Raw genomic sequence first — 26,128 nt, 5'->3', positions numbered from 1 at the left:
CCTTAGTCAACAAATTCAAACTCAAACTTACCGATGCGCACCAAATCTCCGTCTTTGGCACCACGCGCACGAAGTGCTTCGTCAACGCCCATACCGCGCAACTGACGAGAGAATTTCATGATGGATTCATCACGGTCAAAGTTAGTCATTGTAAAGAGTTTTTCTAGTTTATCACCTGAAAGCACCCATGTAGCATCATCATCACGAGAGATTTCGAAGGCTGGCGCTTCTTCATCAAAGCCATAATAAGCTTCGTCTTCCATATCGGATTCTTCATAAAGTAGAAACTCAGGTGTCTTATCCAGCAACTCAGCCGTCGCATCTAAGAGCGTGGCAAGCCCCTGCTTGGTCAGACTAGAAATAGGGAAAATCTGCGGCAACTCTTCAAATTCGTCATAATTGGCAGCCAGTTTTTTCTTGAATTCTTTCAAGTTTTCTGCGCTATCAGGCATATCCATCTTGTTGGCTACAATGATCTGCGGCCGTTCCATCAAGCGCAAATTATAGGATTCCAGCTCTTTATTGATTGCAAGATAATCCTCATAAGGATCGCGTCCCTCACTGGCAGACATATCAATAACGTGCAAAATGACCCGTGTCCGCTCGATATGACGAAGAAACTGGGTACCTAGGCCCACTCCCTGACTGGCTCCTTCGATCAACCCTGGCAGATCGGCTACAGCAAAAGATTCCCCAGACTGAGTCCGAACCATACCCAGATTAGGAACAATCGTGGTAAAGTGATAGGCTCCGATTTTGGGCTTGGCTGATGTAATCACACTTAGAAGGGTTGATTTGCCAACCGAAGGAAAACCAACCAAACCAACATCGGCCAGCACTTTTAGCTCCAGCAGTAATTCTCTTTCCTGACCAGGCTCCCCATTTTCAGAAATTTCCGGAGCAGGATTTTTAGGTGTAGCAAAGCGAATATTGCCACGACCGCCACGACCACCATGCGCCACGACAAAACGTTGACCGTGCTCGATCAAATCCGTAATGACCTTGCCAGTTTCAGCATCACGCACGGTCGTCCCCTGCGGTACACGGACAATCAAATCCTCCGCTCCTCGACCATGCATTCCCTTAGTCATTCCTTTTTCGCCTGATTGAGCCTTGAAATGACGATTGTAACGGAAATCCATCAAGGTGCGCAGTCCTTCATCCACGACAAAAATCACATCACCACCACGACCGCCATCGCCGCCCCAAGGTCCGCCATTGGGTACATATTTCTCTCGGCGAAAGGCTACCATGCCATCGCCGCCTTTGCCAGCCTTGACCTGAATCTTGGCTGTATCTAAAAACATACTCATATAAATTCTCGCTTCTTTTTTACTCTAAAAAAACGCCTTGCAGCGTTTAGGATTAGAAGATTACGCCGATAGCTTGTGCAAAAATTGCACCAATCGTTACAAGTAACATGATTACCACGACCAGCATTGTCAATTTTTCAAATCCAGTTTTTTTACGTTGTCCGTTATCTCCAAAAGCCACTTTATTACCTCAATTCCTAGATTACTCCCTATATTTTAACACGATTAGCATACTTTTTCAAATATTTACGAGATGAAAAAGAAAAAGAGAGATTTTGCTCTATTAGCCAAAGAATTCTAAAGGATATTTATGAAAATAATTTAAAAAGATTGAAGAACTCACTCCAAATAGGAGACTTCTCCAATCTTTTGACTTTTATTCGATACCAATTTCAGCACGGACAACATCCGCAATTGTGTCCACATAATAGTCCACTTCTTCGTGAGTTGGAGCTTCAGCCATGACACGCAGAAGCGGTTCTGTCCCACTTGGGCGGACAAGGATACGGCCGTTTCCTGCCATTTCAGTTTCCATTTTTTCAATAATGTCTCTGATAGCTGGTACTTCCATTGACTTATCTTTCATAGCATTTTCGACACGAATATTAACCAATTTTTGTGGGTAAATGGTCACTTCTGCCGCAAGTTCAGACAAGCTCTTGCCAGTTTCTTTCATCACTTTGGTTAATTGCACCGCTGACAATTGACCATCACCAGTGGTATTATAATCCATGATAATGACATGTCCAGATTGCTCACCACCTAGATTATAACCGTTCTTGCGCATTTCTTCTACCACATAGCGGTCGCCGACAGCAGTCACTACTTTATTGATGCCTTCGCGCTCCAAGGCTTTGTGGAAACCAAGGTTGGACATAACCGTAGTCACAATTGTATTTTGAGCCAATTGGCCTTTTTCAGACAGATACTTGCCGATGATGTACATAATCTTGTCACCATCTACAATATCGCCATTTTCATCAACAGCAATCAAACGGTCACTATCACCATCAAAAGCGAGACCAATCGCTGCTCCCGACTCACGGACTGTTTCCTGTAAGCCTTCTGGATGAGTGGAGCCTACATTTAAGTTAATGTTGAGACCATCTGGATTTTCTCCGATAACAGTCAGCTGGGCACCCAAATCAGCAAAAATTTGACGGGCGCTAGTTGAAGCAGCGCCATTTGCCGTATCGAGGGCAACGTGCATTCCTTCAAGATCTAAACCTGTTGAAACAAGATATTGTTGGTACTTACGCAGGCCTTCTGGATAATCCATGACTTTTCCTAAGCCTTCAGCACTTGGGCGAGGAAGTGTATCTTCTGCTGCGTCCAGCAAAGCTTCGATTTCAAGCTCGCGCTCATCATCCAGTTTATAACCATCGCCACCAAAGAATTTGATGCCGTTATCAAGAGCTGGGTTATGGCTAGCCGAAATCATGACACCCGCGCTAGCTTTTTCGGATTTAACTAAGTATGCAACACCTGGAGTAGCAATCACACCAAGTTTGTAGACGTGAATCCCCACAGAAAGCAGACCTGCAATCAAGGCACTCTCCAGCATTTCTCCCGAAATACGTGTATCACGGCCAACAAACACTCGAGGAACTTCACTTTCGTGTTGGCTCAGAACATATCCACCAAAACGGCCCAGTTTAAAGGCCAATTCCGGCGTTAATTCCACATTGGCTTCTCCACGAACACCATCGGTTCCAAAATATTTACCCATTTTTAAAATTTTCCTTTCAAATCTTGCATTTATTTACTAGATGAATTCGAACTTGAGCTCGATTTTGAGCTTGACGAATTCGAATGTGTGGTTTTGGTCGTAACTTTCATCGTTGTTTCAAACGGTGTCACAACACTTGGCAAAACATTCCCATTGACATCCATGGCCTGCAAGGAAGCTGCCCCACTATAATTTCCTGAAATAGTGACGTTGCTTGGTAAGACTGCTGCGACATGATTAACTTTTTCCAAAGTTTCTTCATCGCTTGTCACTGTCACTTCTTCGTGCTCCAAGCTCACATTTGTGATAGAGATATCTTCTGCAACTTGACTGCCTGTGATGAGATACTTCACTGGCACTTTCTTGCTTGCTTTTTTACCTATCTTGACTGAAATTTTTTGCGGATTGACCGTAGCAGACAGGCCGCTAGGTAGATTTTCGACTTTCAGCTGCACTTCGACTGTTCCTTCTGATGCATTGGATAAATCCGCTACCACATGGAACTTCCGTGTACTCTCTTGCATTTCGCTACTTAAAGCCACTCTATTAGAACCCGTCAAAACAACACTAGCTTCGGAGGTAAAGCCGCTAATGAAGTATCGTTCACTATCATACTTGATATCAATCGGGACATTAGAAATCGTATTGCTGTAAGTTTCCGAGGTCACTTGGCGAATGCTGATACTGTTTTGAAAACTACTAGACGTCGCATAAATAAACAAAACTAAAGCAAAAAATAAGGAGGAGATAATATAGAGAATTTTTTTACTTTGTTTCATTCTTCCATCCTCCTAGGATACGATTCTTTAGGCTTATTTTCTCATGCTTGTCTGATAAGAGAACTTCCCGAAGTTGTGATTCGAACTCGCTCAAACTCAAGTCATGCTTGAAGACTCCATTATGTGTCGTAGAAATACCGCCTGTCTCCTCAGACACGACAAAAGTAAAGGCATCTGAAACTTCTGAAAGGCCAATCGCAGCCCGGTGACGAGTCCCAAATTCCTTGGAAATACCTGTGCTTTCTGTAAGCGGCAAATAGGCACACGAAGCAGCAATCTTATTATCTTTGATAATAACCGCCCCATCATGCAGAGGCGTATTGGGAATGAAAATATTGATCAACAGTTCCCCAGAGATATCCGCATCCAGTGGGATTCCCGTTGCAATATATTCCTGCAACGTTCGAGCGCCTTGAATAGCCACCAAGGCACCGATTTTACGCGGACTCATGTAAGCTACTGCCTTGACAAAGGCTTGAATCAATTTTTCCTCACTGCTGACTGGAGCAACAGAAAAAATCTCGGTCGCTCTACCCAGCTTTTCAAGACCAGTCCGAATCTCAGGCGANAAAATCACCACCGCCGCAATAACCCCGTAGGTAATAACCTGATTGATCAACCATGAAATGGTCGTCAAACCAATGATATTCGCTAAAAACTGTGCCAAGATAAAGAAGAGCACTCCCCGAACCAGAATCATAATTTTGGTTCCGGCAATTGCTTTAGTAAAATGATATAAAATCCATGTAACTAGAGCAATATCAATAATGTTGATTAAAATATTCCAAGGATTACTGAATACATTAGCCCAGTATTGGAGATTGGTTAATTGTTGAAAGTTCATTGCATAGTGGCCCTCCCAGTCAAAAACAAACAGTTCTCAACCATTATATCACTTTTAAGGATATTTTTCTGTAACCTTCTTTACTTTTTTATGATAAAATATTTCTTATGAAGATAAATACAGCATTGGGCCTCTTGGCAGGCAAGTCCTCCCACTTTGTTCTCAGCAAAATGGGACGCGGCTCGACTCTACCAGGGAAAGTTGCCCTCACATTTGACAAAAACATTCTGCAAAACTTAGCCAAGAACTACGAAGTTGTGGTTATTACTGGAACCAACGGAAAAACTCTGACTACAGCTTTGACTGTGGGCATTCTCAAGGAAGCTTTCGGAGAAGTGGTGACCAATCCCAGCGGCGCCAATATGATTACCGGGATTACCACAACCTTCCTGACAGCTAAAAAAGGGAAATCTGGCAAACATATCGCAGTGCTGGAAATCGATGAAGCCAGCCTGTCTCGGATTTGTGATTATATCAAGCCTAGCCTCTTCGTCTTTACCAACATTTTCCGCGACCAGATGGACCGCTATGGGGAGATCTACACGACCTACCAGATGATTTTAGATGCTGCAGCTAAAGTACCTGAAGCGACTGTACTGATGAATGGTGACAGCCCGCTCTTTAACTCGGTCAGCCTGAAGAATCCTGTCCGCTACTATGGTTTTGACACGGAGAAAAGCCAGGCTAAGCTGGCGCACTATAATACCGAGGGTATCCTCTGTCCTAAGTGCGAGCATATCCTCAAGTACGAGCTCAATACTTATGCAAATCTCGGAGCTTACATCTGTGAGGACTGCGGCTTCAAGCGCCCTAAGCTTGACTACAGCCTGACCGCTCTCAAAGCACTTGAGCACAATCGCTCTGCCTTTACCATTGATGGACAAGACTATCAGATTAATATCGGTGGTCTCTACAATATCTACAATGCCTTGGCCGCTGTGTCAGTTGCTCAGTTCTTCGGAGTTGAGCCGGCTACCATCAAGGCTGGCTTTGACAAGAGCCGGGCTGTCTTTGGCCGTCAGGAAACTTTCAAAATCGGCGATAAGGAATGTACCTTGGTCTTAATCAAAAATCCGGTCGGAGCCACCCAAGCCTTGGAAATGATTGAACTGGCACCTTTTGATTTTAGCCTATCTGTCCTGCTCAATGCCAACTATGCGGACGGTATTGATACTAGCTGGATCTGGGATGCTGATTTTGAGAAAATTCTAGAAATGAATATTCCTCAGGTCATTGCAGGCGGAGTCCGCCACTCAGAGATTGCTCGTCGACTGCGCGTGACGGGCTATCCAGCAGATCAGATTGCCGAAGTCAAAGATTTGGAAGCAGTTTTTAAGTTGATTGAGGAGCAAGAAACCAAGCATGCCTATATCTTAGCTACTTATACCGCCATGCTGGAATTCCGCGAGTTGCTAGCAGAGCGACAAGTAATCAGAAAGGAGATGAACTAATGGTTTATAGATCCCTCGTTTCTCCTGAAAATCAGGATTATCACTATGACTTAAAAATTGCTCATCTCTACGGCGACCTTATGAATACCTATGGCGACAACGGTAATATCCTTATGCTCAAGTATGTAGCTGAAAAGCTAGGCGCTAGGGTTGAGGTTGATATCGTCTCCCTAGAGGATGACTTTGATAAGGATAGCTATGACATCGTCTTCTTTGGCGGAGGTCAAGACTATGAACAAACGATCGTGGCTCGTGACTTGCCAGCTAAAAAAGAAGCTTTGGAAAGCTTTATCAATGAAAACGGCGTTGTGCTAGCTATCTGCGGCGGTTTCCAACTTCTTGGCCAATACTATATCGAGGCTTCTGGCCGTCGAATCGAAGGTCTGGGCATCATGGGACATTATACTCTCAACCAAGTCAAGAATCGCTATATTGGTGATATTAAGATTCATAACGAAGAATTTAACGAGACCTACTATGGTTTTGAAAACCACCAAGGCCGGACCTTTCTCTCTGACGATGAAAAACCGCTAGGCAAGGTCGTCTATGGAAATGGAAATAACCAAGAAGACGGCAATGAAGGCGTTCATTATAAAAATGTCTTCGGCTCCTACTTCCATGGCCCTATCTTGTCCCGCAATGCGAATCTGGCCTACCGTCTCGTGACTACTGCTCTGAAAAACAAGTATAGCTCTAACATTGAATTAGCAGCTTATGAAGATATCCTAGCTCAAGAAACTCAAGAAGAATATGGCGATATCAAGAGCAAGGCTGAATTTGAATAATTAGGAGAATCATTATGAAAGAAAAATTACACTATATCCTGCTATTGATTACCATCCTATTGGTTGCCAGCATTTCCTTGGCAAATATGCAGAGCGTCAATGTTAGCTTTATCCTCTTCAGTTTTAAACTTCCCTTAATCATTTTGATTTTGGTCTCTGTCCTCCTAGGCTCTATTACAACCTTTCTCATCAGCATGTCTAAAAACTTCTCGCTGAAAAAAGAGCTTAAGAAAACCAAAGAAAGTCTTAAAACATCTCAAAAAGAAAACTAGGTTGGAATTTCCAGCCTAGTTTTTTGCTACTTCGTTTCAATAAAACCAAATTTATTTAAGGGAGAAACGCGAAATTCTACACTGCCCTTAATCTGCTCTTTTTTGATCAGACCAAACTCACGGCTATCTTTCGTATTTTCTCGCCGATCATTTAAGATTAAAAAAGAATTTTTAGGGATAACATCAGAAGTCGCTCCTTTTAAGTCAACAACAGAAAAATCGTGGGTATAATAGCCCGTGCTGGCAGCTGAAGCCAGATATTTCTCTCGCATCTTTTCGATATATTGCTCTGATTGCACCTGATCGTTCAGATACAGCAAGTTATCCATATAGGTCACCTTGTCATTTTCCATAGCAATAACACGACCGACATACTCTTTTCCATCGACCTCATAGAGAGCAAATTCCCCACGAGCAAGCTTGGCTGTCTTATCCGCCAAGACCAAATCATTTTCCGCTAAGAAAGAATTGGCATCTTGCTTGGTGATGCGATAAGGTGTATAGACAAACAAGCGTAATCCCACTAGAATGGCAATAAATACCGTCACAATGATAATATTTCTCAGTAAATCTCTCTTTAACATCTCTCTCCCCTGTCCTTTTATTCTATTATATCATTTTTCATGGGATTAGACAAAACACTGAGATGAGAGAGGATTACGTTTAACAAAATTGTAAAAAATGAAAAGGCAAAGCCTATTGAGGAGCTCCCTCAATCGAATTTGCCTTTCTTATTTTAATCTTCTTTAGCCACACGTGATTTGTTGGCGATATCAGCTAGGATAGCTTGAACAAAATCATCAACTGAAACAGTTTGTGTTTCTTTTTGACCGTAGCGACGGACATTGACCGTTCCGTCTTCCATTTCCTTATCTCCAACGATCAATTGGTAAGGAATCTTGCTCGTTTGTGATGCACGAATCTTGAACTGCATTTTTTCATTGCGCTCATCCACATCAGCACGGACACCACGGTCACGGAGTTTCTTAGCCACTTCCCATGCATAGTCCACGTGTTTTTCGTTAGATACTGGGATGAGGGTCACTTGATGTGGTGCAAGCCATGTTGGGAAGGCACCCTTGTAGTTCTCAATCAAGATAGCTGTGAAGCGTTCCATAGTTGAGATAACCCCACGGTGGATCATAACTGGACGGTGCTCTTCCCCATCAGCTCCGATATATTTAAGGTCAAAGCGTTCTGGAAGCAAGAAGTCAAGCTGGATAGTCGAAAGGGTTTCTTCTTTTCCAAGGGCAGTCTTAACCTGGATATCCAATTTTGGTCCGTAGAAGGCTGCTTCACCTTCAGCTTCAAAGTAGTCCAGTTCCATATCATCCATAGCTGCCTTCAACATGTGTTGTGCATTTTCCCACATTTCATCGTTGTCAAAGTACTTGTGAGTATCTTGAGGGTCACGAAGAGAGAGACGGAAGCGGTACTCAGTTAAGTTGAAGTCTTCATAAACATCGATAATCAACTGAAGGGCACGTTGGAATTCTTCTTGGATTTGTTCTGGAGTTACAAAGAGGTGGCCGTCGTTGAGAGACATTTCACGAACACGTTGAAGACCAGTGAGGGCACCAGATTTTTCGTAACGGTGCATCATACCGATTTCAGCGATACGGATTGGCAATTCGCGGTAAGAGTGAACATGGTGTTTGAAGACTTGGATGTGGTGTGGGCAGTTCATTGGGCGGAGGACAAACTCTTCCCCGTCACCCATATCCATGGTTGGGAACATGTCTTCTTGGTAATGATCCCAGTGGCCAGAAGTCTTATAAAGCTCTACAGAAGCAAGTGGTGGAGTGTAAACGTGTTGGTAGCCAGAAGCCAATTCTTTGTCGACAATGTAACGCTCCAATTCACGACGGATAGTCGCACCGTTTGGCAACCAGAATGGAAGTCCTTGACCAACTTCTTGTGAAATCATGAAGAGGTCAAGCTCTTTTCCAAGTTTACGGTGGTCACGTTCTTTAGCTTCTTCACGCATTTGAAGGTAGTTTTTCAAGTCTTTCTTGTCAAACCAAGCTGTACCGTAAATCCGTTGCATCATCGCGTTGTCGCTATTTCCACGCCAGTAAGCACCTGCTACATGAAGAAGGTGGAAGATTTGGATACGGCCTGTTGATGGAACGTGAGGTCCGCGGCAGAGGTCTACATATTCACCCTGACGGTAGATAGTCAAACCGCCTTCGTCCTCAGAGTGTTCTTCAATCAATTCCAACTTGTAAGGGTCGTTTTTGAAGATTTCACGCGCTTCATCTTTCGATACTTCTTCACGAATAGATGGGAAGTTTTCTTTAACGATTTTTTGCATTTCTTCTTCGATACGAGGTAGGTCTTCGTTAGAGATTTGACCAGCCGTATTGTCGGTATCGTAGTAGAAGCCATCTTCAATAGCAGGACCAACTCCCAAGTGAATGTCTGGGAAGAGGCGACGAGCTGCTTGGGCGAACAAGTGGGCAGCTGAGTGGCGCAAGATTGGAAGGGCATCTTCGTGATCAGGTGTCACGATTTCGATGCTTCCATCTTCAGTGATAGCACGAGTCGTGTCAATGAGTTTGCCGTTTAATTTACCAGCCAAGGCTTTTTTCGCTAGGGAATTGCTGATAGATTGGGCAATTTCAAAAGTAGTCACGCCAGATTCGAATTCACGAACAGCGCCATCTGGGAAAGTAATCTTAATCATGGTTTTCTCCTTAAAATTTTATCATATTTTTATAACTGAGTTTTGAAGAACTGGGAAACCAGCTATCAACAAAGAATAATAACAATCAATTTCATTTTAGCTTTTTCATTCTAAAAATAAAGAAAAGCGTAGAAATAAATAAATAGCCTACCAAGGAAAGAATAAGAGACAGATATTCCTCCTGAGTCATCTCACCTCTCATGTATATTCTTATCGGATAACTTTTGATTGCATTGACCAAATAGATAGCAGCTGTCAAACTTAAAAGATATCCTGTTATAATGAGTTTCTTGTTGTTGAAAAACATTAAGATACCAAGAAAGGGGGCAAGAAATGGCAAGAGAGGAATGAGTAGAAAAAATGAAAAGACGACAATATTTTCCGTCCCCCATAGACTGAGAGTTTTCATTAGCCAGACATAGACTATAAGGAAGGTAGAAGCCATCATCCAAGATAAATATTTCTTCAAATCTATCACCTCATTCAGCTCTTAGCTAAATTTCATTTTAACTTTGTCGTAACTATTCTCCATATAAAAAAACGACATCCTCGAAAGGACGTCGCAACGTGGTTCCACCTTCATTTATGCAAGTCAAAAAGACCTACACCTCTGATTGGCTCTAACGTAGCCACCGTTTTATGTTTTCATAAAAGTCAGTAGAGTAGTCCCAACTGCATCCTCTGCGCGATTTCCAGCTCCACGCGCTCTCTAAAAGATTTCCTGCAGGTGATATGTCTCTAAAAATTATTATAGCACGATTGAAAAAATTTGCAAGAACTTTTATTGGTTTTCAGCTCTGCTATTTTTCCTAGTAAATCGATAAATCACATGCCCCAAGCCATTTCCAGCTAGTGAGCATAGGAAATAGGTGGCATGATAAAGAGGAATCCACTCCCCAAAGGTGAAAATAGTCAGGAAAAATAAAAGGGCAACCAAGAAAGAAAAGCGCAAAGAAAATCCATATAAAGCTGCATAGAGCAATGACACCAACAGGGTCGCCAGAGGAGAGTAGATGAGAACATTTCCAACTACTAGCCCCTTACTTAAGATGGAATCCATTGGAACATACCGTAACAGTATATAAAAGACAAAATAGAAAAAGAAAAGGGGGAGCAAAAAGAAAATTTCTTTTTTATAGACTTTCATAAAAGCACCTCCGTTCATTAGGCCTTATGAGAAAGTTTATTCCCAATATTTCCGAATATTTTTGATCTGCTTCTTAGATGCTTTTATCATCCTAGTTGAGCTGTTTACCGGCAGTGACATGATTTTTCCTGGTAAATAGACAATGGTCTTGGCCAAGCGTTTGGCCATCGTTTCTTCTGGATTGAGATCATTATGAAAATCCTTACTAATAGTCAAATCCAAATAGAATTCATAGATTCGGCGACCAAAATTCTCAGCTGAAATCTCGTATAATTTATCAGCTAGCTTTTTCTCGTCCATATCTGGTGTTGCCAAAATGGCCTCCAAAATAGCTCCTGCTAAATCTCTACTTTCATAATAAAGCGTACCAAAGGCTTTATCGCTGATCACATTGTCCAGATATGGATTGCCATGGGCGATGATGGGTGTACCGCTGGCTAGACTTTCCAGATAAGTCAGCCCCTGCGTCTCGCTGGTTGAGGCTGAGATAAAGAAATCTGCCGCCTTATAGTAGAGGGCCGTATCACTCGGCGCAATCATCCCTGTAAAAATGACTGAATCCTCAATATGAAGCTGGGCTACCAAGGCTTTTAAGTCCTCAGCATAAGGTCCATCTCCGACAATGACCAACTTCACCTTGGCATTTTCTTCCAAAACCATTGGCAGTGCTTCAACAATCGCCTGGATATTTTTCTCATAGGAGATTCTTGATAAACTGAGCAACATGATTTCGTCTTCTGCTATGCCCAGCTTAAAGCGCAGTTTCTCGATGTCTTCCCGTGAGAGTTCTGGGCGCTCAAATTTGGCCAAGTCGATTCCTGTTGGAATGACCCGTTTTTCCGCCTTGATTTTGTAGCCGACCAAAAGATCGTAGACAATCTCAGAAGGACAAATAACTCCATCCAAATCGCTCATGAAACCACGCACGATGTACTTGACCATACTCGGACGAATTACCATGCCCTTGGCAAGATAGTGCACATAGTCCTCATACTGGGTATGGTAGGTGTGAACCACTGGAATCCGCAGTTCCTTGGCAATCCAGATGCCCAAAAGGCCCAGCGAAAACTCTGTCTGAGTATGGATAATATCCAGCTGGTACTGGCGAGCAATTTCTAAGGCATTGGAAAAGCCACGATAAGCCACGCGCCGATCCTTAAAAGCGAAGAAAGGCACGCTGGGAATACGGATAATCTGCCAATCTTCATAGCGGTTGACATCCTTGTCCGTCGTAGTAAAAATAAAGACTTTGTGACCTAGTTTCTCTAGCTCAGTCTTGAGGGTGCGAATGCTCGTCGCCACCCCGGAAACCTGAGGAAAATAGGTATCTGTAAAAAGACCAATCCGCATATCACATCTCCAAAACTGTTTGGTAAGCCTTGACTAATTGAAGCGCTACATCATCAATAGAGCGACTCTCCGCAACGCGATAACCTGCTTCACGTTTGTCCACTTTTCCGTCAAGAATCTTACGAAGCGATTCGACAAACTCATCTACATTATGACAAAGCTCCGCCGACTCCTCATCAATCCAGCCATTATAAACAGGAATATCACGCAGAACTACGTGTTGGCCGCTGGCTAGTGCTTCTAAGACCACAATCCCTTCAGTCTCTTCATAAGACGGGAAAAAGAAGGCGTCACTGCCTGACATGGCTCCTTGGAAGACTGCGCCTTTGAAATAACCCGGAAATTCCACGTTTTCTGGATGATTATAGAGGACAAGATCTCGAATCTTGCGCGGAATAAGCCAGAGATTGATAGAACCGAGCCAGATAAAGCGGACATCTGGCATTCTGCGAGCCACTTCGACAAAGTCTTCGATTCCTTTTCGTCTGAAATAAAGGCCCGCACAAATTACGACTTTCTGCCCATCTGCAATCTGAAAATGTTTTTTAAAGACTTCTTCCTTGCGTTCATCTTTCTTGTATTTCGAAAGGTCAATGCCGTTTGAGACAGCCATAATGGGCGTCGTCACACCGTAGGACTCAATCAATTTTTTTGAATACTCAGACGGAGTAATGATGAAGTCCGCCATTTTATACATGTGTGCTAGATATTTGCCAAACAAAGGTGCAAAAAGATTGGATCCAATAAAAGAATTTTCAAAGTCTTCTTTGGTCGAATGTCCGTGCATGATCACTTTTTTGCCTCTCCGCTTAGCTGCATGGAGAAGAAGCAAGCTACGAGGTCCGTAAGTATTGATGTGCACGACATCATAATCTCCTAAAACATCTGTGGTATAAGGAATTCCTGCCAGATCCAGTGCATGCATTTGATGCTGCAAGGCGCGGCCGATGCCTGATTTTTCTAAAACAGACTTTCCTTCTAGATATAGTAATACTTTCATATCTTCTATTATACCCAAAAGAAGCAAAAAAAGGAAACGCCAAGGGAAGATTAGTACTTAATTCATGTACCTAGTCTTCCGCCAAGCATTTCCCTTAGTAATATCCTTTCTTGCTAGAACTTTAATTATTCCCCAAGCAGACTAGTCCACCTTGACCACCTGTAATTCAGTCCCTCCTAGTAGAATCAAATACTTGTCTACTTGGCTAAGACCATAGGAACGACTGAGTGCTTCAGCATAGAGATCCAGCTGAGCTCGGTAGCGATCCACCAACTCTGTCGGCTCATGATAGCGATCAGTCTTATAGTCAAAGAGGACAATACGATCATCAAAGAGCAAGTAGCCGTCTAAGATTCCCCGAACGACAAAGTCTTGACCGCTAGCCGGATCTTGCTTGAGCATGGCAAAAGGTGCTTCCCTATGGAGATGATTGACCTCCTGCTGGATTAGCTGACCCAGTTCTGTAGCGAAAAAAGCTTCAATCTTAGCCAAATCAATCTCTTTCTTAACTGCCGCATCTACCTGAACCTGAGTCAAGGCTTGGCGAATGCTAGTCTTAGTAACAGGCTGATCCAACGGAATCCGCTGCATGAGCTCATGGACAGCAGAACCGATTTGAGATCCTGTGATTTGCTTCTTCTTACCAAAATCAGGCAAATCAAAAGTCAGCTGGGGCTGATAGCTTGGAGGCGCATCCATAATGTCTAGCCCTTCTGAGTCCATAACCGGCTCATAGAACTTCTTGATTTGACTAGGCGTACGGACACTAGGCAATTCAATAGCCGCTTGATAGAGGCTGTTGAGCCGGTCTACATTCTCCAAGATATCCAGAGCTCGGCGGATATCTTCTGACTGACGGTTGCCCGTCAAATCATCTACTGGAATAGGATCAGCCTGCTCCACTACTCCAATCTGCTCATCTGTCAGCTCCTGATCAGTTACAAAGCAGGTTTTATAAGCCAGATTTTCCTTTTCAAACACTGACTGGATAGCATAGAGCCAATCCTGAAAATTGGTCAGCAGACTTCGGAGACTGCTAGATAAGCGACCATTTTGGCTAGTCCCCCACTTGCGCTCTTGGAGCTTAGCTTGCTTGCCCTTTCCGACCAGATAGAGCTTGGTTTCAGCCCGCGTCATGGCCACATAGAGCAGACGCATCTGCTCAGACAGGCTCGCCAGCTTGAGTTCTTCGGCATTCTGCTGATAAGGTAGGGTCTCCATGGAAATGCGGATCTGCTTGGGCGCATGAGGATCCTGAGCCTCAACGGCCACATCGGCTACATATTTGATTCCAATACCCTTTTGTCGGCTGAGGATAATTGCAGAGCTGCTATCCTGACGATTGAAGGCCTTGTCCATATTGAGTAGAAAGACATACTTAAACTCCAGCCCCTTACTCTTATGGATGGTCATTAGCTGGACCGCATTTTTTGGAGCAGCCAGAGGTACACTGGCCAAATCGTGCTCATTTTTCAAAATCCGGTCAATCATGCTGATAAAGCGGGACAGGCCTTTAAAACTCGACTTTTCATAGTCGTTGGCCCGCAAGGACAGGGCATAGAGATTAGCCTGACGCTGTTCGCCGTTGGGCAAAGCCCCCACCATATCGTAGTAAAAACGATCCTGATAAATCTTCCAGATTAAATCATAGAGAGAATGGGTCTTGGAATAGCTTCGCCAGTCATCCAGCGTTTCCTGGAAATGTTGCAGTTTCTTACGCAATTCATCATGGATGAGCTGAGGTTCCAGACCTTGATCAGCCAGAGCATTCCTCAGCTTTTCGTAGAGATTTTCCATAGACTTGGTACTGGAGGCTTGCAAGGCTAGCCGAGCCAATTCATCCTCATCAAAGTCAAACATTGGAGACTTTAGGAGAGCGGTCAGGGCATAGTCATTGAGAGGATTGTTAATGGTCCGCAAGGTATCCAGCATCACCATAACCTCTACCGACTGGAGGTAATTGGTCTCGCCATCATCAGGCACAATCGGGATATGATGCCGGTCAAACTCTGCCAAAATCAGATCATTGCGGGTCCTCGAAGCTGTCAGCAAGGTAATATCCTTGAAATCCACCCCTTCCTGATTATGAAGACGGATGATTTCCTTGATTACCAAGGCGACTTCACCAGCTGAAATGCTGGGCATACCTTGGTCAGAATCCTCTTCTTCGCTATCAGCGCTACCGTCATAGAGCAGAAATTCCGCCTGATTGGCTGGGTTAGGCTCCCGTTTGGCTGGATTTCCCGCCACCAAATAGTGGGTCTCATTGTAGTCAATCTCGCCGACTTCCTCGTCCATAAGCCGTTTAAAGACATCATTGGTCGCTTCCAGCACCTCGATGTGACTGCGGAAATTTTCCTTGAGGATGATCAGCTTGCCCTGACTAGGATCAGCCTGGTAGAGTTTAAATTTATCGTTAAAAATCTGCGGATCGGCCTGACGAAATCGATAGATGGACTGCTTAATGTCGCCGACCATAAAGCGATTATTTCCTTGAGCCAGCAATTCCAACATTCGCTCCTGAGTATGGTTGGTATCTTGGTACTCATCGACCATGACCTCATGATACTTGTCCTGATAAAAACGCCGCACCTCTGGATAATTTTCTAAAATCTCAATAGCAAAATGGCTGATATCGCCAAATTCAAAGGCGTTTTCCGCCACCTTACGCTCCAAATAAGCCTGCGAGAAATCTCGGACAAAATCGCGTAACAAATCCAGTAGGGGAAGAGATTCAGCCTGATGCTGCTCCATAAAATTCAGATGATAGAGGCGGACATCCAGCTCTTTAATTCGCTCTATCAAGGGTTTGCGGGCTTCATTATAGGTCTGAGCCAGCTCTTTTTTAAGTTCGTCCGCATTCTTACCAACTCGGGCAGTAAAAGCCTGATGGTTAGAGGTCTTGGCTAATTCTAAAAAGCGCTGAATCAGGTCTAGCAACTGCTCAGATCCAGTCTGTTCTGTCAGCTCAGCCAAGATATCTAAGGCCGCCTGAACATTTTCCTGATACTTAGCCCCAGCAAAGGCCTGACCTTCATGAGCCAGATGGCTCTGGAAAAAATCTTCCAAATCCAGTAAAGATTGCCTAGCTCCAGAGAATATTCGCTCCCGCTCTGCTCCAAAATCACTGGTTTCATAGCCTAGAAGAAAGGTTTCCTCCAACCATTTCCGCGGATTGCTGGTAGACTGGAGAAAGCTATAAATACTATAAATCTGCTGGCGGAAACCAGCAATGTCCTTGCGCTTACCAGTGAAATTTTTGACCAAGCGACTGAACAATTCCTGCTGGCCACTGTCATAATAGGCATCAAATAGCTGGTCAAAGACTTCATTTTGTAAAATAAGCTGCTCACTGGCCGACTGTAAAATCCGAAAATGCGGTGCTAGCCCCAGCAAATAGCCGTACTTATTGACTACTTTCTGGGTAAAAGCGTCCATGGTGCCAATATCCGCATTGGCAATCTCAGCCAACTGCTGAGCTAGATGCTGGCGGAGTTCCTGATCTGAAGTCTCCTTGAGTACCAGACTCAGCTCCTTCTCCAGCCGTTCCTTGAGCTCACCTGCCGCCTTGACAGTAAAGGTAGAGATGAAGAGTTGGCTGACCTCCACACCTCTGAGAATCTGGTCAATAATCCGTTGAACCATAACATAGGTCTTACCAGAGCCAGCCGAAGCCGAAACGAGAATATTCTGACCAGAGGAGTAGATGGCCTGGATCTGCTCTGGTGTGCGCTTTTGTGGCTTGTCAGAGGCAACTTCCTCAGCCTGCTTGACTAGGATATCCTGCTCGCTTAAAAAGGGAATCCGTCTCATTTGTCCAACTCCTCCTTGATTTTTTCTAGCCAGGCTTGACGCAGCTTCTCGCCTGTCGGCCGTTTTTCGTACTGCTCTAGATTTAACTTGGTCAGCTGTCTAGCCTGCCCCAGATGGAGATTGGCTTCAAATCCTGTAATGGCCTTAAACTGGTCCACGTAGGGGGCAATACTACGGCCATTTTCTGTATAAGGATTGATGGCAAAACGACCAGCTAAAATACCTTCTGCTGCTTGCTGATAGAGATAGGTATTATAAGCCAAAATCACTTCCAATTCTTCCTTAGTTAGCAGATTGACCTTGCTTTTCTCGTAGTTAGCACTCAAGTCCTTGGCCTGATCAGCCAAAAAGAGGCCTTTGTAAACCTGACTTTTCATGACTTGTTTCACAGCTTCGTCCAGTGCCTTGGTGTCCTTGAGGCTGGCTAGGGGCTCCGTCATCTGTAGGTACATGGCGCCAAAAATTCCCTTGTCCTCGTGGTATTCTGGCATTTCTCGGATAGCTGCTAGGTAGGTCGGCAGCTGAGAATTAAGCCCATTAAAGAACTTCTCAAAGCTGAATTTGGTATCGCCCGACTTGTAATCCACAACACCCAGACTCCCCGTCTCCGTCAGCCGATCAATCCGGTCCACCTTGCCGCTCACCTGAAGAGCTCTGCCATTGTCCAAAAGCAAGAAAGGCCGATCATGACCAAAGTCAGTTTCCTCGCCGATGACCTCCAGCCCATCCGACTGAGCCAAGATACGGCCAGTAGCCTGAGCTGTGTCCAATAGCAAACGGAGGGCAAACTGGGTCTCCCCATTTTCTCCATAGACCGCTTCAAACTCATCCTCCCAGCTAGTCTGCTCCATAGCGCGCTGCAAGCGAGTGTCGAAGTCCTGCTCCAAGTGCTCCTGCATAACCTTTTCAAAGATTCGGTGGAGGAAAATCCCGTGACTGCGCGCATCCGGCTGAATTGTCCACTCCTCCTGCAATCGCAGGACATACTTAAGGAAATAGGCATACTGGTTTTTAAAATATTCATTGAGGGCAGAAGCTGACAGTTTCAAAGGCTGCTCTGAAGGATAAAGTGCTTGGAGGGTTTCCGACTTGAGAGGCTCCGTTTTCAACTCCTTGCTGATCTGGGGAATAGAAATCCCTTCAGCTACCAATTTCTTACGCAAAACTCGGATGGCCACTGCCCAGAAGGTCTGCTCCTCCGGTGTCCATTCGCGGTCAATATCCTCCTGATAGAGGTCAATCACGCGCGCCAACAGAGCCCGATAAGTCCCAATATCGTCGCTACTAGCCTGTGGCCGCTTGCTGATGATGGGCAGGGAAATAGGCGCTATTTCCAACTCCGTCAAATAGGAAGACATGGCATCTTCTACTTCATTGGTCAAGACAGGAGCAGACAGGACCAAATCTTCTGTCGCTGAATTAAGCAAAGATAGCGCTGCAAAGCGATTTTTCTTGAGATTTTCACTGCTAGCTACCTGCAACTCGGCCTCGTCCCCCGTTGCTTGGTTTAAGGCCTGACGTTCCTCGTCACTGAGTAGACTTTTATTTTGCGCTAACTTAGGCAAGCGCTCCTGCGTCAATCCGATAGCATAGACATAAGGCGCAGCCATGGGCTCAATCAAATCATAGGACTGAACTGTCACCACGTCCACTGTCGCTGGTACAACTCGGTACTTGGCCAGAAGCATGCCAGACAGAATCAGAGCCAGAAAATCATCTATCTTCAGCTTGCTACCATTAAACACCTGCGCAAGCTGCTCTAAGACATGGCAAAAGGTCTTCCAGACTTCCTCCTGCCGCTCTACTTCTTGCTGGCTTGCACCTTCCAGCAGACCAGTCAGATTGGCATCCAAGCGAACTTCTTTGATAAAGTTGGTAAATTTAGCCAAGAGACCAGTCGCTGTCTGACTGCGTGATTTAAAAAAGTCTAACAGTGGCGTGATAAGGCTCCGACGCATGACATTGAGCCGCTTCAGGTCAAATTTCTCCTGACGGTTAATAGTGAAATCTCTCCCCAGCTTGGCCGCTCCTTTAATTTCCGCAAAGCGAAGGTACTGTTCAAAACTATCCAGCTCCTCCTGACCCAAGCTACCATAAAGGCCAGTTTTTAAAAGATTGAGTAAATCTTCTGTCTGAAAATTATAGCGTTTCAAGCGTTCCAGTGACTCTAAAAATTGGACCAAAGGATGCTGAGCCATGGATTCAGAACGCCCCAAATAAAAGGGAATCTGATACTGGTCAAAAATGGTCTTCAGCTGGAGCTGGTAGGCCTCCACATCACCCAAAAGCAGCCGGATATCCTTGTAGCGAGCGCCATCATGGAGCCGCTGACGGATGGACTTGGCCACATATTCCAGTTCTTCTTTTTGATTACGAACCGACCAAATCTCTACATGAGAGCGGTCATCTTCGGTCAATTCCACATGCGTTTCAGAAAAGTCATAGCGACTCTCTAAAATCTTGGAAATCTTACCAAAGGCACCATCCGACTGAATCGAATCTCCCGCTAGATACACTGGCTTGACCTCATAAGTTTGAGCCAGCTTGAGCAAAAATTCCACGCTAGCCTGGTAAAGATTGCCCTCACGAAAGGCTGCCCGGTAGGCTTTTTGACTGGCATAAACTCCAATAACAATCTCCACTCCCTTGCGATGCAGCAAATCTACTAGATATTCCTCCTCTGCTGAGAAGCGGGTAAATCCGTCAATAACCAGTGCAAGATTAGCCAATTCCCCATCCAAATCTCCAGCTAGAATATGCTGGGCAAAAATCGTGAGTTTAGAGGTCGCATCATAATTTCCCGCCTGAAGAGCAGCAGAAAAAGCAGTGAAAATCTTGAGCAAATCCTCGCGCTTCTCTGGCTCTTCTAGATAGTTCAAATCCGCAAAAGTCATATGGGCTGTCTGAAGCTCATGATAAAGGTCTAGCAGTTGCTGGATAAATTGTGCATCTTTCTTGATCCGTCCATAAACCTTGAGCTCCCGGTCATCCATTTCCGATAAAATCCGATAAAATAACATGCCCAGCCCAATATCATCCAAGGGCTGTCCTTCCTGAACATCATTGAGGACAAAATAGCGAGCCATCTGGGCAAAACGCGTCACCGTGATGTCAAAGGACGCGTGATTTTCCAATGCCTCCAAAACTGCTCGCTCCTTTTCAAAAGAAAGGGAGTTGGGCGCTATATAAAAGACCCGCTTGCCAGCCGCTGCCAAGTCTTGAGCTTGCTTAGCCAAATGTGCTGTCAAAGGACTGCGGATGTCCGTATAAAGTAATTTCATACCGTCTCTTTTCAACAACAAAATATAGAATTATTATATCATGTTTGCGACAAAAAGGCTTTGTCTAAAAGAAAAAGCCTCGCCAAAGCGAGACTTTTCGTGTCTGATTTTATAATTGTTATCTGGGAACGAAATCGAATTAAGCTTCGATTTCAGTAACCATACCTGAACCAACAGTACGTCCACCTTCACGGATAGAGAAAGTAGTACCTTGTTCAACGGCGATTGGGTGGATCAACTCAACGTCGATAGTTACGTTATCACCAGGCATTACCATTTCAGTACCTGCTGGAAGTTCGATTGAACCTGTAACGTCAGTTGTACGGAAGTAGAACTGTGGACGGTAGTTGTTGAAGAATGGAGTGTGACGTCCACCTTCTTCTTTAGTAAGGATGTAAACTTCACCCTTGAATTTAGTGTGTGGGTTGATTGAACCTGGTTTAGCGATAACTTGACCACGTTCGATTTCATCACGTTGGATACCACGAAGAAGCACACCTACGTTGTCCCCTGCAAGACCTTCGTCAAGTTGTTTACGGAACATTTCAACACCAGTAACAACTGCTTTTTGGATTTCTTCTTTGATACCAACGATTTCGATTTCATCGTTGACACGAACAGTACCACGGTCGATACGTCCTGAAGCAACTGTACCACGACCAGTGATTGAGAATACGTCTTCGACTGGAAGAAGAAGAGGTTTGTCAGTATCACGTTCTGGTTCTGGGATGTACTCATCAACAGTGTTCATCAATTCCATGATGATGTCTTCGTACTTAGTATCACCTTCAAGAGCTTTAAGAGCTGAACCTTGGATAACTGGAAGATCGTCACCTGGGAAGTCGTATTCTGACAAGAGGTCACGGATTTCCATTTCTACCAATTCAAGCAATTCTTCGTCATCAACCAAGTCGATCTTGTTCATGAAGACGATAAGGTGTTTAACACCAACCTGACGTGAAAGAAGGATGTGCTCACGAGTTTGTGGCATTGGTCCGTCAGTTGAAGCTACTACAAGGATAGCTCCGTCCATTTGAGCGGCACCAGTGATCATGTTTTTAACGTAGTCCGCGTGTCCTGGAGCGTCGATGTGAGCGTAGTGACGTTTTTCAGTTTCGTACTCAACGTGCGCAGTGTTGATAGTGATACCGCGTTCGCGTTCTTCTGGAGCAGCATCGATAGACGCATAGTCTTTTGGTTGGTTAACTGATGAAGGCAAGCGACGTGCCAGTACAGTTGTGATAGCTGCTGTCAAAGTAGTTTTACCGTGGTCAACGTGTCCGATAGTACCAATGTTAACGTGTGGTTTACTACGATCGTATTTTTCTTTTGCCATTTGAGTAAAAGCCTCCAATAAAATATATTTTATAGATAGACAGTAGGCAATACAGTCTAACTTTCCTTACTATTTTATCAAATTTTACTGAAAATGCAAGCCTTTTACACATTTTTTGTCAATTATTCCTTATCGAGCTTATAGTAAGGCTGATTGGGAACGGAAGCACCGATACTCGAAGCATAAATCCACTCTTTTCCTTCTAATTGAGCGAAATTTTCAGCTTTTCCTGTCAAGATGACGCCAGAGAAAGTTAATTGATCCCGATTTTCTGCTTCACGAATATCTAGCTGACCAAATTTCTTGAGATAGGACTCCACATCATTGTATGTGTTGTATCCACTAACACTTGGGAAAAGATTTTTATCTGCCTTTTTCAGATAATCCAAGAAAGTCTGCTGCTCTTTCTTAGCCTCTTTTGCCTTCTTCCTAAAATCTAAGTCATAAGTAAAGAGAAGACCAGCGTTAGCTCCGTAAGTCGTCTTAGGATCAGTGCGCAATGCCCCAGTATTGTCAACATCTTCTGACTGACTGCCAATCCAGTACCAGTTGATTTTGAGGTTGTTCGGTATCATCTGCTGGATTTCCTTATAGGTATAAGCTTTATCAAAAGTCAAAGCTACTTCCACCAATTGATTTGGCATTTCTTTGACAGAAGCCAACTCCTTAGGTATAGAATTACTATCCTTTGTCCCTTTAGCATTGATATTATAGAAGACCGGATATTTTTGACGCAAGGTTCGCGTATAGGTCCCTGAGGGAGACAAATAAGTCCCTTCCGCAGTCGTATCTTTAAAAGCACCTATGAGAGAATAGTTTCCCTCATAGGAAGGATAAGCCACCTTCACTCCATCTAAATCTTTGAAACGATCAGAATGTAAGGTTCCTGAAAACAAAGAATTTTGAGTGTAGTAAAGACTGTCATAGTCAACATTAGGGTAGGCGATTTCCGACATAACTTCGTACTCTTTCTGCAAATTTCGACCATTACTCGAGGCTAATTCTATCAATCCCTTTCCTAGTAAAAGCAATAAAGCTAAGGAGACAAGACTACTGATGGCAACTGTCTTCCAAAGTCGTTTTCTTTTACTTTTCTTCGCTAAAATTTCAAATGTTTCCATTTTTATATCCTTTCTTTTCCAATTTATGGCGGAGCTTAATTCGGCTACGCATGAGTTGCACTTTCACTTTACTTACAGAATACGACATAATTTGAGCGATTTCCTTTACTGTAAAATTTTGGAAATAATAAAGATCTAGAAGCATTGCTTCCTTAGTTGGGAGCTCTTCTATCGTCGACCTTAACAACTCATAATGGTCGTTTTCAAATGGTTGAATCACATCTTGTTTAAAAAATTCCTTTTGCAAAATTTCTAGATAATGCTGATCGCGCCTATAGCGATCGATATAGCGGCGGATGGAAACCCGATACATCCAAGCTCGCATCTTCTCTGCCGGGATGACCAGATCAGTCTCTAACATTTTGACAAAAACATCCTGCACCACATCTTCTGCCTCGACCTTAGAAGCTCCTGACTTTTGCAAGTAGAAGACAATCTCTCGAGCAAAGCCGATCAAGATGTTTTCGTATTTATCTAGTTTGATAATCTCACCTCCCTACAACTTCTCTTAAAATCTCTAATTATTTGCACTTCTTTAAAAAGAATAACAAAAAAGCCTTTCTAATCCAAAGCTCGCAGCTACTACTTCTCATTTGAAACTGCTTTTCTCTATTTAATACTTTTCTATTTATCCCCCTTTCTACTAGTATAACGAATCGAAAGTTATTTTGGTTACAAAATTTTTAAACATGACAAAGAAACCCTAGATAGGTGGAAACTATCTAGGGTTGATACATTATAGATTTTCTTGAGAGTTTGACTCTGAGTTAGTGATTTGTTCAGAAGCCTTTACTTCATCAGAAGCAGTTGCAAGAGTTTGTTCTACTGTTTCAGTCTGAGACTGCTGAGTTTCTACTGAAGAAACTGGTTCTGCAGATTGTGAAACTGAAGTTGAGAATGCTGATTGAGTTGGCTCTTGGCTTTGGGCTTGGCTAGCAGCAAACGGTTGAGTTGGCTGGTTCACTGAATTTTGCCCAAAAGGTTGTTGAGGCTGAGCAAACTCTGGGGTCTGAGTTGGTGCTTCTTGCTGAGCAAATGGTTGACTTTGGCTAGCAGGCTGACCGAATGGTTGGTTTTGAACCGGTTGTTGTGCTTGGCCAAATGGTTGTCCTTGGTTAACAGGCTGACTAAACTGTTCGTTTTGAGCTTGCTGTTGAACTTGACCAAATTGTTGATTTTGTGTCGGCTGTTGTTGCCCTTGGAATCCAGGCTGAGCAAACTGTTGGTTTTGAACTGGTTGTTGAGCTTGACCAAATTGCTGACCTTGGAATCCTTGTTGACCATAAGGAGCCCCTTTAACTTGCTGAGCTGGTTTGCTAGCTTGGCAAAGGAGAACGATCATGGCAATACCACATGGTAAGCTGACTAAAGCAGCTAGGATATTCAAAACTGGAACGATGGAAGCTATCCATGGTCCTACAGCGAGAAAAATAAACGCCCAATGGAAGCCAGCATCACGAAGACGACGAACAGTGATGGCAAGATAAGGAACGATTGTTGCAAGCCAATAAATGGTAAGTAGGAACATTATGAATACAGCCAAACCAGCGCCAGCCATAGCTCCAGATAAATCAGGTTCATAATCGTACAATCCCGCATAATAAATTTCACTAAAAAGTGGAATGAGGAAGCCGAAAAAGGCAATCAACGAAAATGGTAGGGTAATCAAAAAATTACATAGGACAACCCACCAGTAATCCGAACGACTTGAACGACCACTAAAGTCTGCATAACGAGTCCAAAATTTTTTATAAGCAGAAAACATAGAAATCTCCTCTAAATTTTTATTAACAAGAATCATTGTATCATAATTTTAGCTCGAAATCAAGGTAAGTTAATCCTGGCTCACTCTCAGAGCAAGGAAACAGGGGTTACTTTACCGTTTCGATTTCCCATGAACCCCAGCCGCTGAAGCGAATAGCTCCTTGTTCATCTGTTCGGAAAATCTGTGTTTGAATGTTCTCAAATCTGTCCAGAGTTTCCTGATGAGGATGCTTGTAGCGGTTATTCTTACCGGCAGAAATAAGGGCAATTTTGGGCTGAAGCTGATGTAAAAATTCTGGGCTAGAGGATCCTTTAGAACCGTGGTATCCTGCTTTTAAGACATCCACCTTGAGTTGCGGAAAACTCCGCATCAAGGTAGCTTCGCCATTTTCGTAAGGATAAATACCTTGCAAACAAATCACTGAAGCCTACTAAAATTATTTATTAGACATTATAATGTTGTCATAATAATATTCTCCTAATTTTTGAGATCTTTTCATTACACTATCAATTTTAAAATCTAGATTGTCTTTGCAGAATTTTTGAACTTGGTTATATTTTGATTTCTTATATATATCTAATTTTTCTTTAAATGTTAGTCTATCAGCTTGGTTATTTAAAGATTCTTCTAAACATATTAAGTTTCCAATATTAAGCGTATTCGCATCAGAAGAATCTTCATTAATGATATGTTCTATTGATGAATCCAAACTAAATTCCTCACGATAATCCATTTGCGAGGAAATTTTATTTAATGCATATTTAGCCATCATGTTAGTTGGGGTGTTCTTTTTAGAAAATTTAAGATGAGTAAATGCTGAAACAAACTCTTCTTTTTTAGGAAATCTATCCTCAAAAGCTTTATATAAAAATTTATCTAGTATCTCATTCGTATTACTTTTATCTTGACTTTTACGTAATTCTATCGCCAAACGAGAAAATCTAGACTCATAAATATTTGCTTGATTCTTCAAAATACCTGTATAAGCAAAAATAAAGTTTTCTATATAATTTATAGCTTTCTTTAAACACTTAGACGATATTTTATCATTTGATTTTAGTTCCAATAACGACAACAATACTATTCTTGCTTGAGTTACACTAAAAGTCATCTCTATGGATTTCAAACTCTGAACTAACCAATTATACTCTTTTCTATCGTCATAATCACCAATGACAGGGTGCACTATTTCCATATATTTTTCAGCTCCAACACTCAACTCATTAACAAAAATCTCGTATGATTTTCTATCATGTTTAATGTGTTTCTTAAAAGAATCGTATAATTTTGAATTAGTTTCCTTAGAATATTTTGAAATCCAATAATGTCTATAAAACGTTGCAAATCCAACATTTTGATCCCTACTCCTTAACGTTTTTTTGATCCCTTCCCATTTATTTTCTATAATTTTATCTTTCGCATTGTTGTCAGCATGGAATTTTGAGTATATAGTATT

The 26,128-nt window shown here is 43.2% G+C and carries 21 protein-coding genes and 2 pseudogenes; 3 read left to right on the top strand and 20 right to left on the bottom strand.

The annotated features are described in order from the left end of the window. Positions 1–2 precede the first annotated feature (2 nt). From obgE to cdaA, 5 genes are all read right to left on the bottom strand, one after another. Positions 3–1,313, bottom strand: a complete 1,311-nt coding sequence (obgE, locus tag D8872_RS08515; protein WP_125390624.1) for a GTPase ObgE — start codon at positions 1,311–1,313, stop codon at positions 3–5. A 52-nt stretch (positions 1,314–1,365) separates the two neighbouring features. Further along, entirely contained in the window at positions 1,366–1,494 is a 129-nt protein-coding gene (locus D8872_RS08510) for a DUF4044 domain-containing protein (protein WP_065426516.1), read from the bottom strand. Between the two features lie 195 nt (positions 1,495–1,689). After that, positions 1,690–3,042 (bottom strand): phosphoglucosamine mutase, encoded by a 1,353-nt coding sequence (glmM, locus tag D8872_RS08505; protein ID WP_125390623.1) that lies wholly within the window; start codon positions 3,040–3,042, stop codon positions 1,690–1,692. A 29-nt stretch (positions 3,043–3,071) separates the two neighbouring features. After that, on the bottom strand, positions 3,072–3,821 hold the full coding sequence (locus tag D8872_RS08500; protein WP_125390622.1) for a CdaR family protein: 750 nt from the start codon (positions 3,819–3,821) through the stop codon (positions 3,072–3,074). Then, the gene (cdaA, locus tag D8872_RS08495) at positions 3,808–4,665 is read right to left on the bottom strand and encodes a diadenylate cyclase CdaA (protein ID WP_125390621.1); all 858 of its coding nucleotides are present in this window, start codon (positions 4,663–4,665) and stop codon (positions 3,808–3,810) included. The genes D8872_RS08500 and cdaA overlap by 14 nt, the downstream gene beginning before the upstream one ends. A gap of 107 nt (positions 4,666–4,772) precedes the next feature. On the opposite strand from cdaA, the gene murT reads away from it, so the two are divergent. From murT to D8872_RS08480, 3 genes are read left to right on the top strand one after another with little or no spacing between them, the layout of a single operon-like run. Then, positions 4,773–6,116: a lipid II isoglutaminyl synthase subunit MurT gene (gene murT / locus D8872_RS08490; RefSeq protein WP_125390620.1), complete on the top strand. Its 1,344-nt coding sequence runs from the start codon at positions 4,773–4,775 to the stop codon at positions 6,114–6,116. Beyond that, entirely contained in the window at positions 6,116–6,901 is a 786-nt protein-coding gene (gatD, locus tag D8872_RS08485; protein ID WP_125390619.1) for a lipid II isoglutaminyl synthase subunit GatD, read from the top strand. Before murT ends, gatD begins: the two co-directional genes overlap by 1 nt. A 14-nt stretch (positions 6,902–6,915) precedes the next feature. Next, positions 6,916–7,173: a LapA family protein gene (locus tag D8872_RS08480; RefSeq protein WP_045499381.1), complete on the top strand. Its 258-nt coding sequence runs from the start codon at positions 6,916–6,918 to the stop codon at positions 7,171–7,173. Positions 7,174–7,199: 26 nt separating this feature from the next. Here D8872_RS08480 and lepB read toward each other — a convergent pair whose 3' ends face one another. The 15 genes and pseudogenes from lepB to D8872_RS08410 form a co-directional block, all read right to left on the bottom strand. Further along, a complete protein-coding gene (lepB, locus tag D8872_RS08475) occupies positions 7,200–7,757 on the bottom strand; it encodes a signal peptidase I (protein WP_125390618.1) in 558 nt (185 codons plus the stop codon). A 152-nt stretch (positions 7,758–7,909) separates the two neighbouring features. Continuing rightward, a complete protein-coding gene (thrS, locus tag D8872_RS08470) occupies positions 7,910–9,859 on the bottom strand; it encodes a threonine--tRNA ligase (RefSeq protein WP_125390617.1) in 1,950 nt (649 codons plus the stop codon). Between the two features lie 91 nt (positions 9,860–9,950). Next, positions 9,951–10,307: a hypothetical protein gene (locus tag D8872_RS08465; RefSeq protein ID WP_125390652.1), complete on the bottom strand. Its 357-nt coding sequence runs from the start codon at positions 10,305–10,307 to the stop codon at positions 9,951–9,953. Between the two features lie 73 nt (positions 10,308–10,380). Further along, a pseudogene (locus D8872_RS11045) lies at positions 10,381–10,504 on the bottom strand (AAA family ATPase); the annotation flags it as partial. A 136-nt stretch (positions 10,505–10,640) separates the two neighbouring features. Further along, positions 10,641–11,006: a hypothetical protein gene (locus D8872_RS08460; protein ID WP_125390616.1), complete on the bottom strand. Its 366-nt coding sequence runs from the start codon at positions 11,004–11,006 to the stop codon at positions 10,641–10,643. A 36-nt stretch (positions 11,007–11,042) separates the two neighbouring features. Next, a complete protein-coding gene (locus tag D8872_RS08455; RefSeq protein ID WP_125390615.1) occupies positions 11,043–12,356 on the bottom strand; it encodes a glycosyltransferase family 4 protein in 1,314 nt (437 codons plus the stop codon). Position 12,357: 1 nt separating this feature from the next. Further along, the gene (locus D8872_RS08450) at positions 12,358–13,356 is read right to left on the bottom strand and encodes an LTA glycolipid anchor biosynthesis glycosyltransferase, IagA/BgsA family (RefSeq protein WP_125390614.1); all 999 of its coding nucleotides are present in this window, start codon (positions 13,354–13,356) and stop codon (positions 12,358–12,360) included. A 141-nt stretch (positions 13,357–13,497) separates the two neighbouring features. Continuing rightward, positions 13,498–17,169, bottom strand: coding sequence for a helicase-exonuclease AddAB subunit AddA (gene addA / locus D8872_RS08445; protein ID WP_125390613.1), 3,672 nt, complete (start codon positions 17,167–17,169; stop codon positions 13,498–13,500). Then, complete coding sequence (rexB, locus tag D8872_RS08440) at positions 17,166–20,450, bottom strand: ATP-dependent nuclease subunit B (RefSeq protein ID WP_125390612.1); 3,285 nt, start codon at positions 20,448–20,450, stop codon at positions 17,166–17,168. Before rexB ends, addA begins: the two co-directional genes overlap by 4 nt. A 139-nt stretch (positions 20,451–20,589) precedes the next feature. Further along, positions 20,590–21,786: an elongation factor Tu gene (tuf, locus tag D8872_RS08435; protein ID WP_005590656.1), complete on the bottom strand. Its 1,197-nt coding sequence runs from the start codon at positions 21,784–21,786 to the stop codon at positions 20,590–20,592. 122 nt (positions 21,787–21,908) lie between these two features. Further along, complete coding sequence (locus D8872_RS08430; RefSeq protein ID WP_125390611.1) at positions 21,909–22,907, bottom strand: anti sigma factor C-terminal domain-containing protein; 999 nt, start codon at positions 22,905–22,907, stop codon at positions 21,909–21,911. Further along, positions 22,894–23,364 (bottom strand): RNA polymerase sigma factor, encoded by a 471-nt coding sequence (locus tag D8872_RS08425; protein ID WP_125390610.1) that lies wholly within the window; start codon positions 23,362–23,364, stop codon positions 22,894–22,896. Before D8872_RS08425 ends, D8872_RS08430 begins: the two co-directional genes overlap by 14 nt. Positions 23,365–23,643: 279 nt before the next feature. Continuing rightward, positions 23,644–24,672 carry a DUF805 domain-containing protein gene (locus tag D8872_RS08420; protein WP_125390609.1) on the bottom strand — a complete coding sequence of 343 codons (1,029 nt, stop codon included), beginning with the start codon at positions 24,670–24,672 and terminating at the stop codon, positions 23,644–23,646. Between the two features lie 106 nt (positions 24,673–24,778). Then, positions 24,779–25,063 (bottom strand): annotated as a pseudogene (locus tag D8872_RS08415) (ComEC/Rec2 family competence protein); the annotation flags it as partial. A 45-nt stretch (positions 25,064–25,108) separates the two neighbouring features. After that, positions 25,109–26,128 (bottom strand): GmrSD restriction endonuclease domain-containing protein (locus D8872_RS08410; protein WP_125390608.1); only part of this gene is annotated, 1,020 nt, incomplete at its 5' end.

The sequence above is a fragment of the Streptococcus cristatus genome, assembly GCF_003943815.1.
Lineage (GTDB): Bacteria > Bacillota > Bacilli > Lactobacillales > Streptococcaceae > Streptococcus > Streptococcus cristatus_F.
The sequence above is the reverse complement of the archived record's forward strand: the minus strand, read 5'-3'. Positions and strand labels throughout refer to the sequence as shown.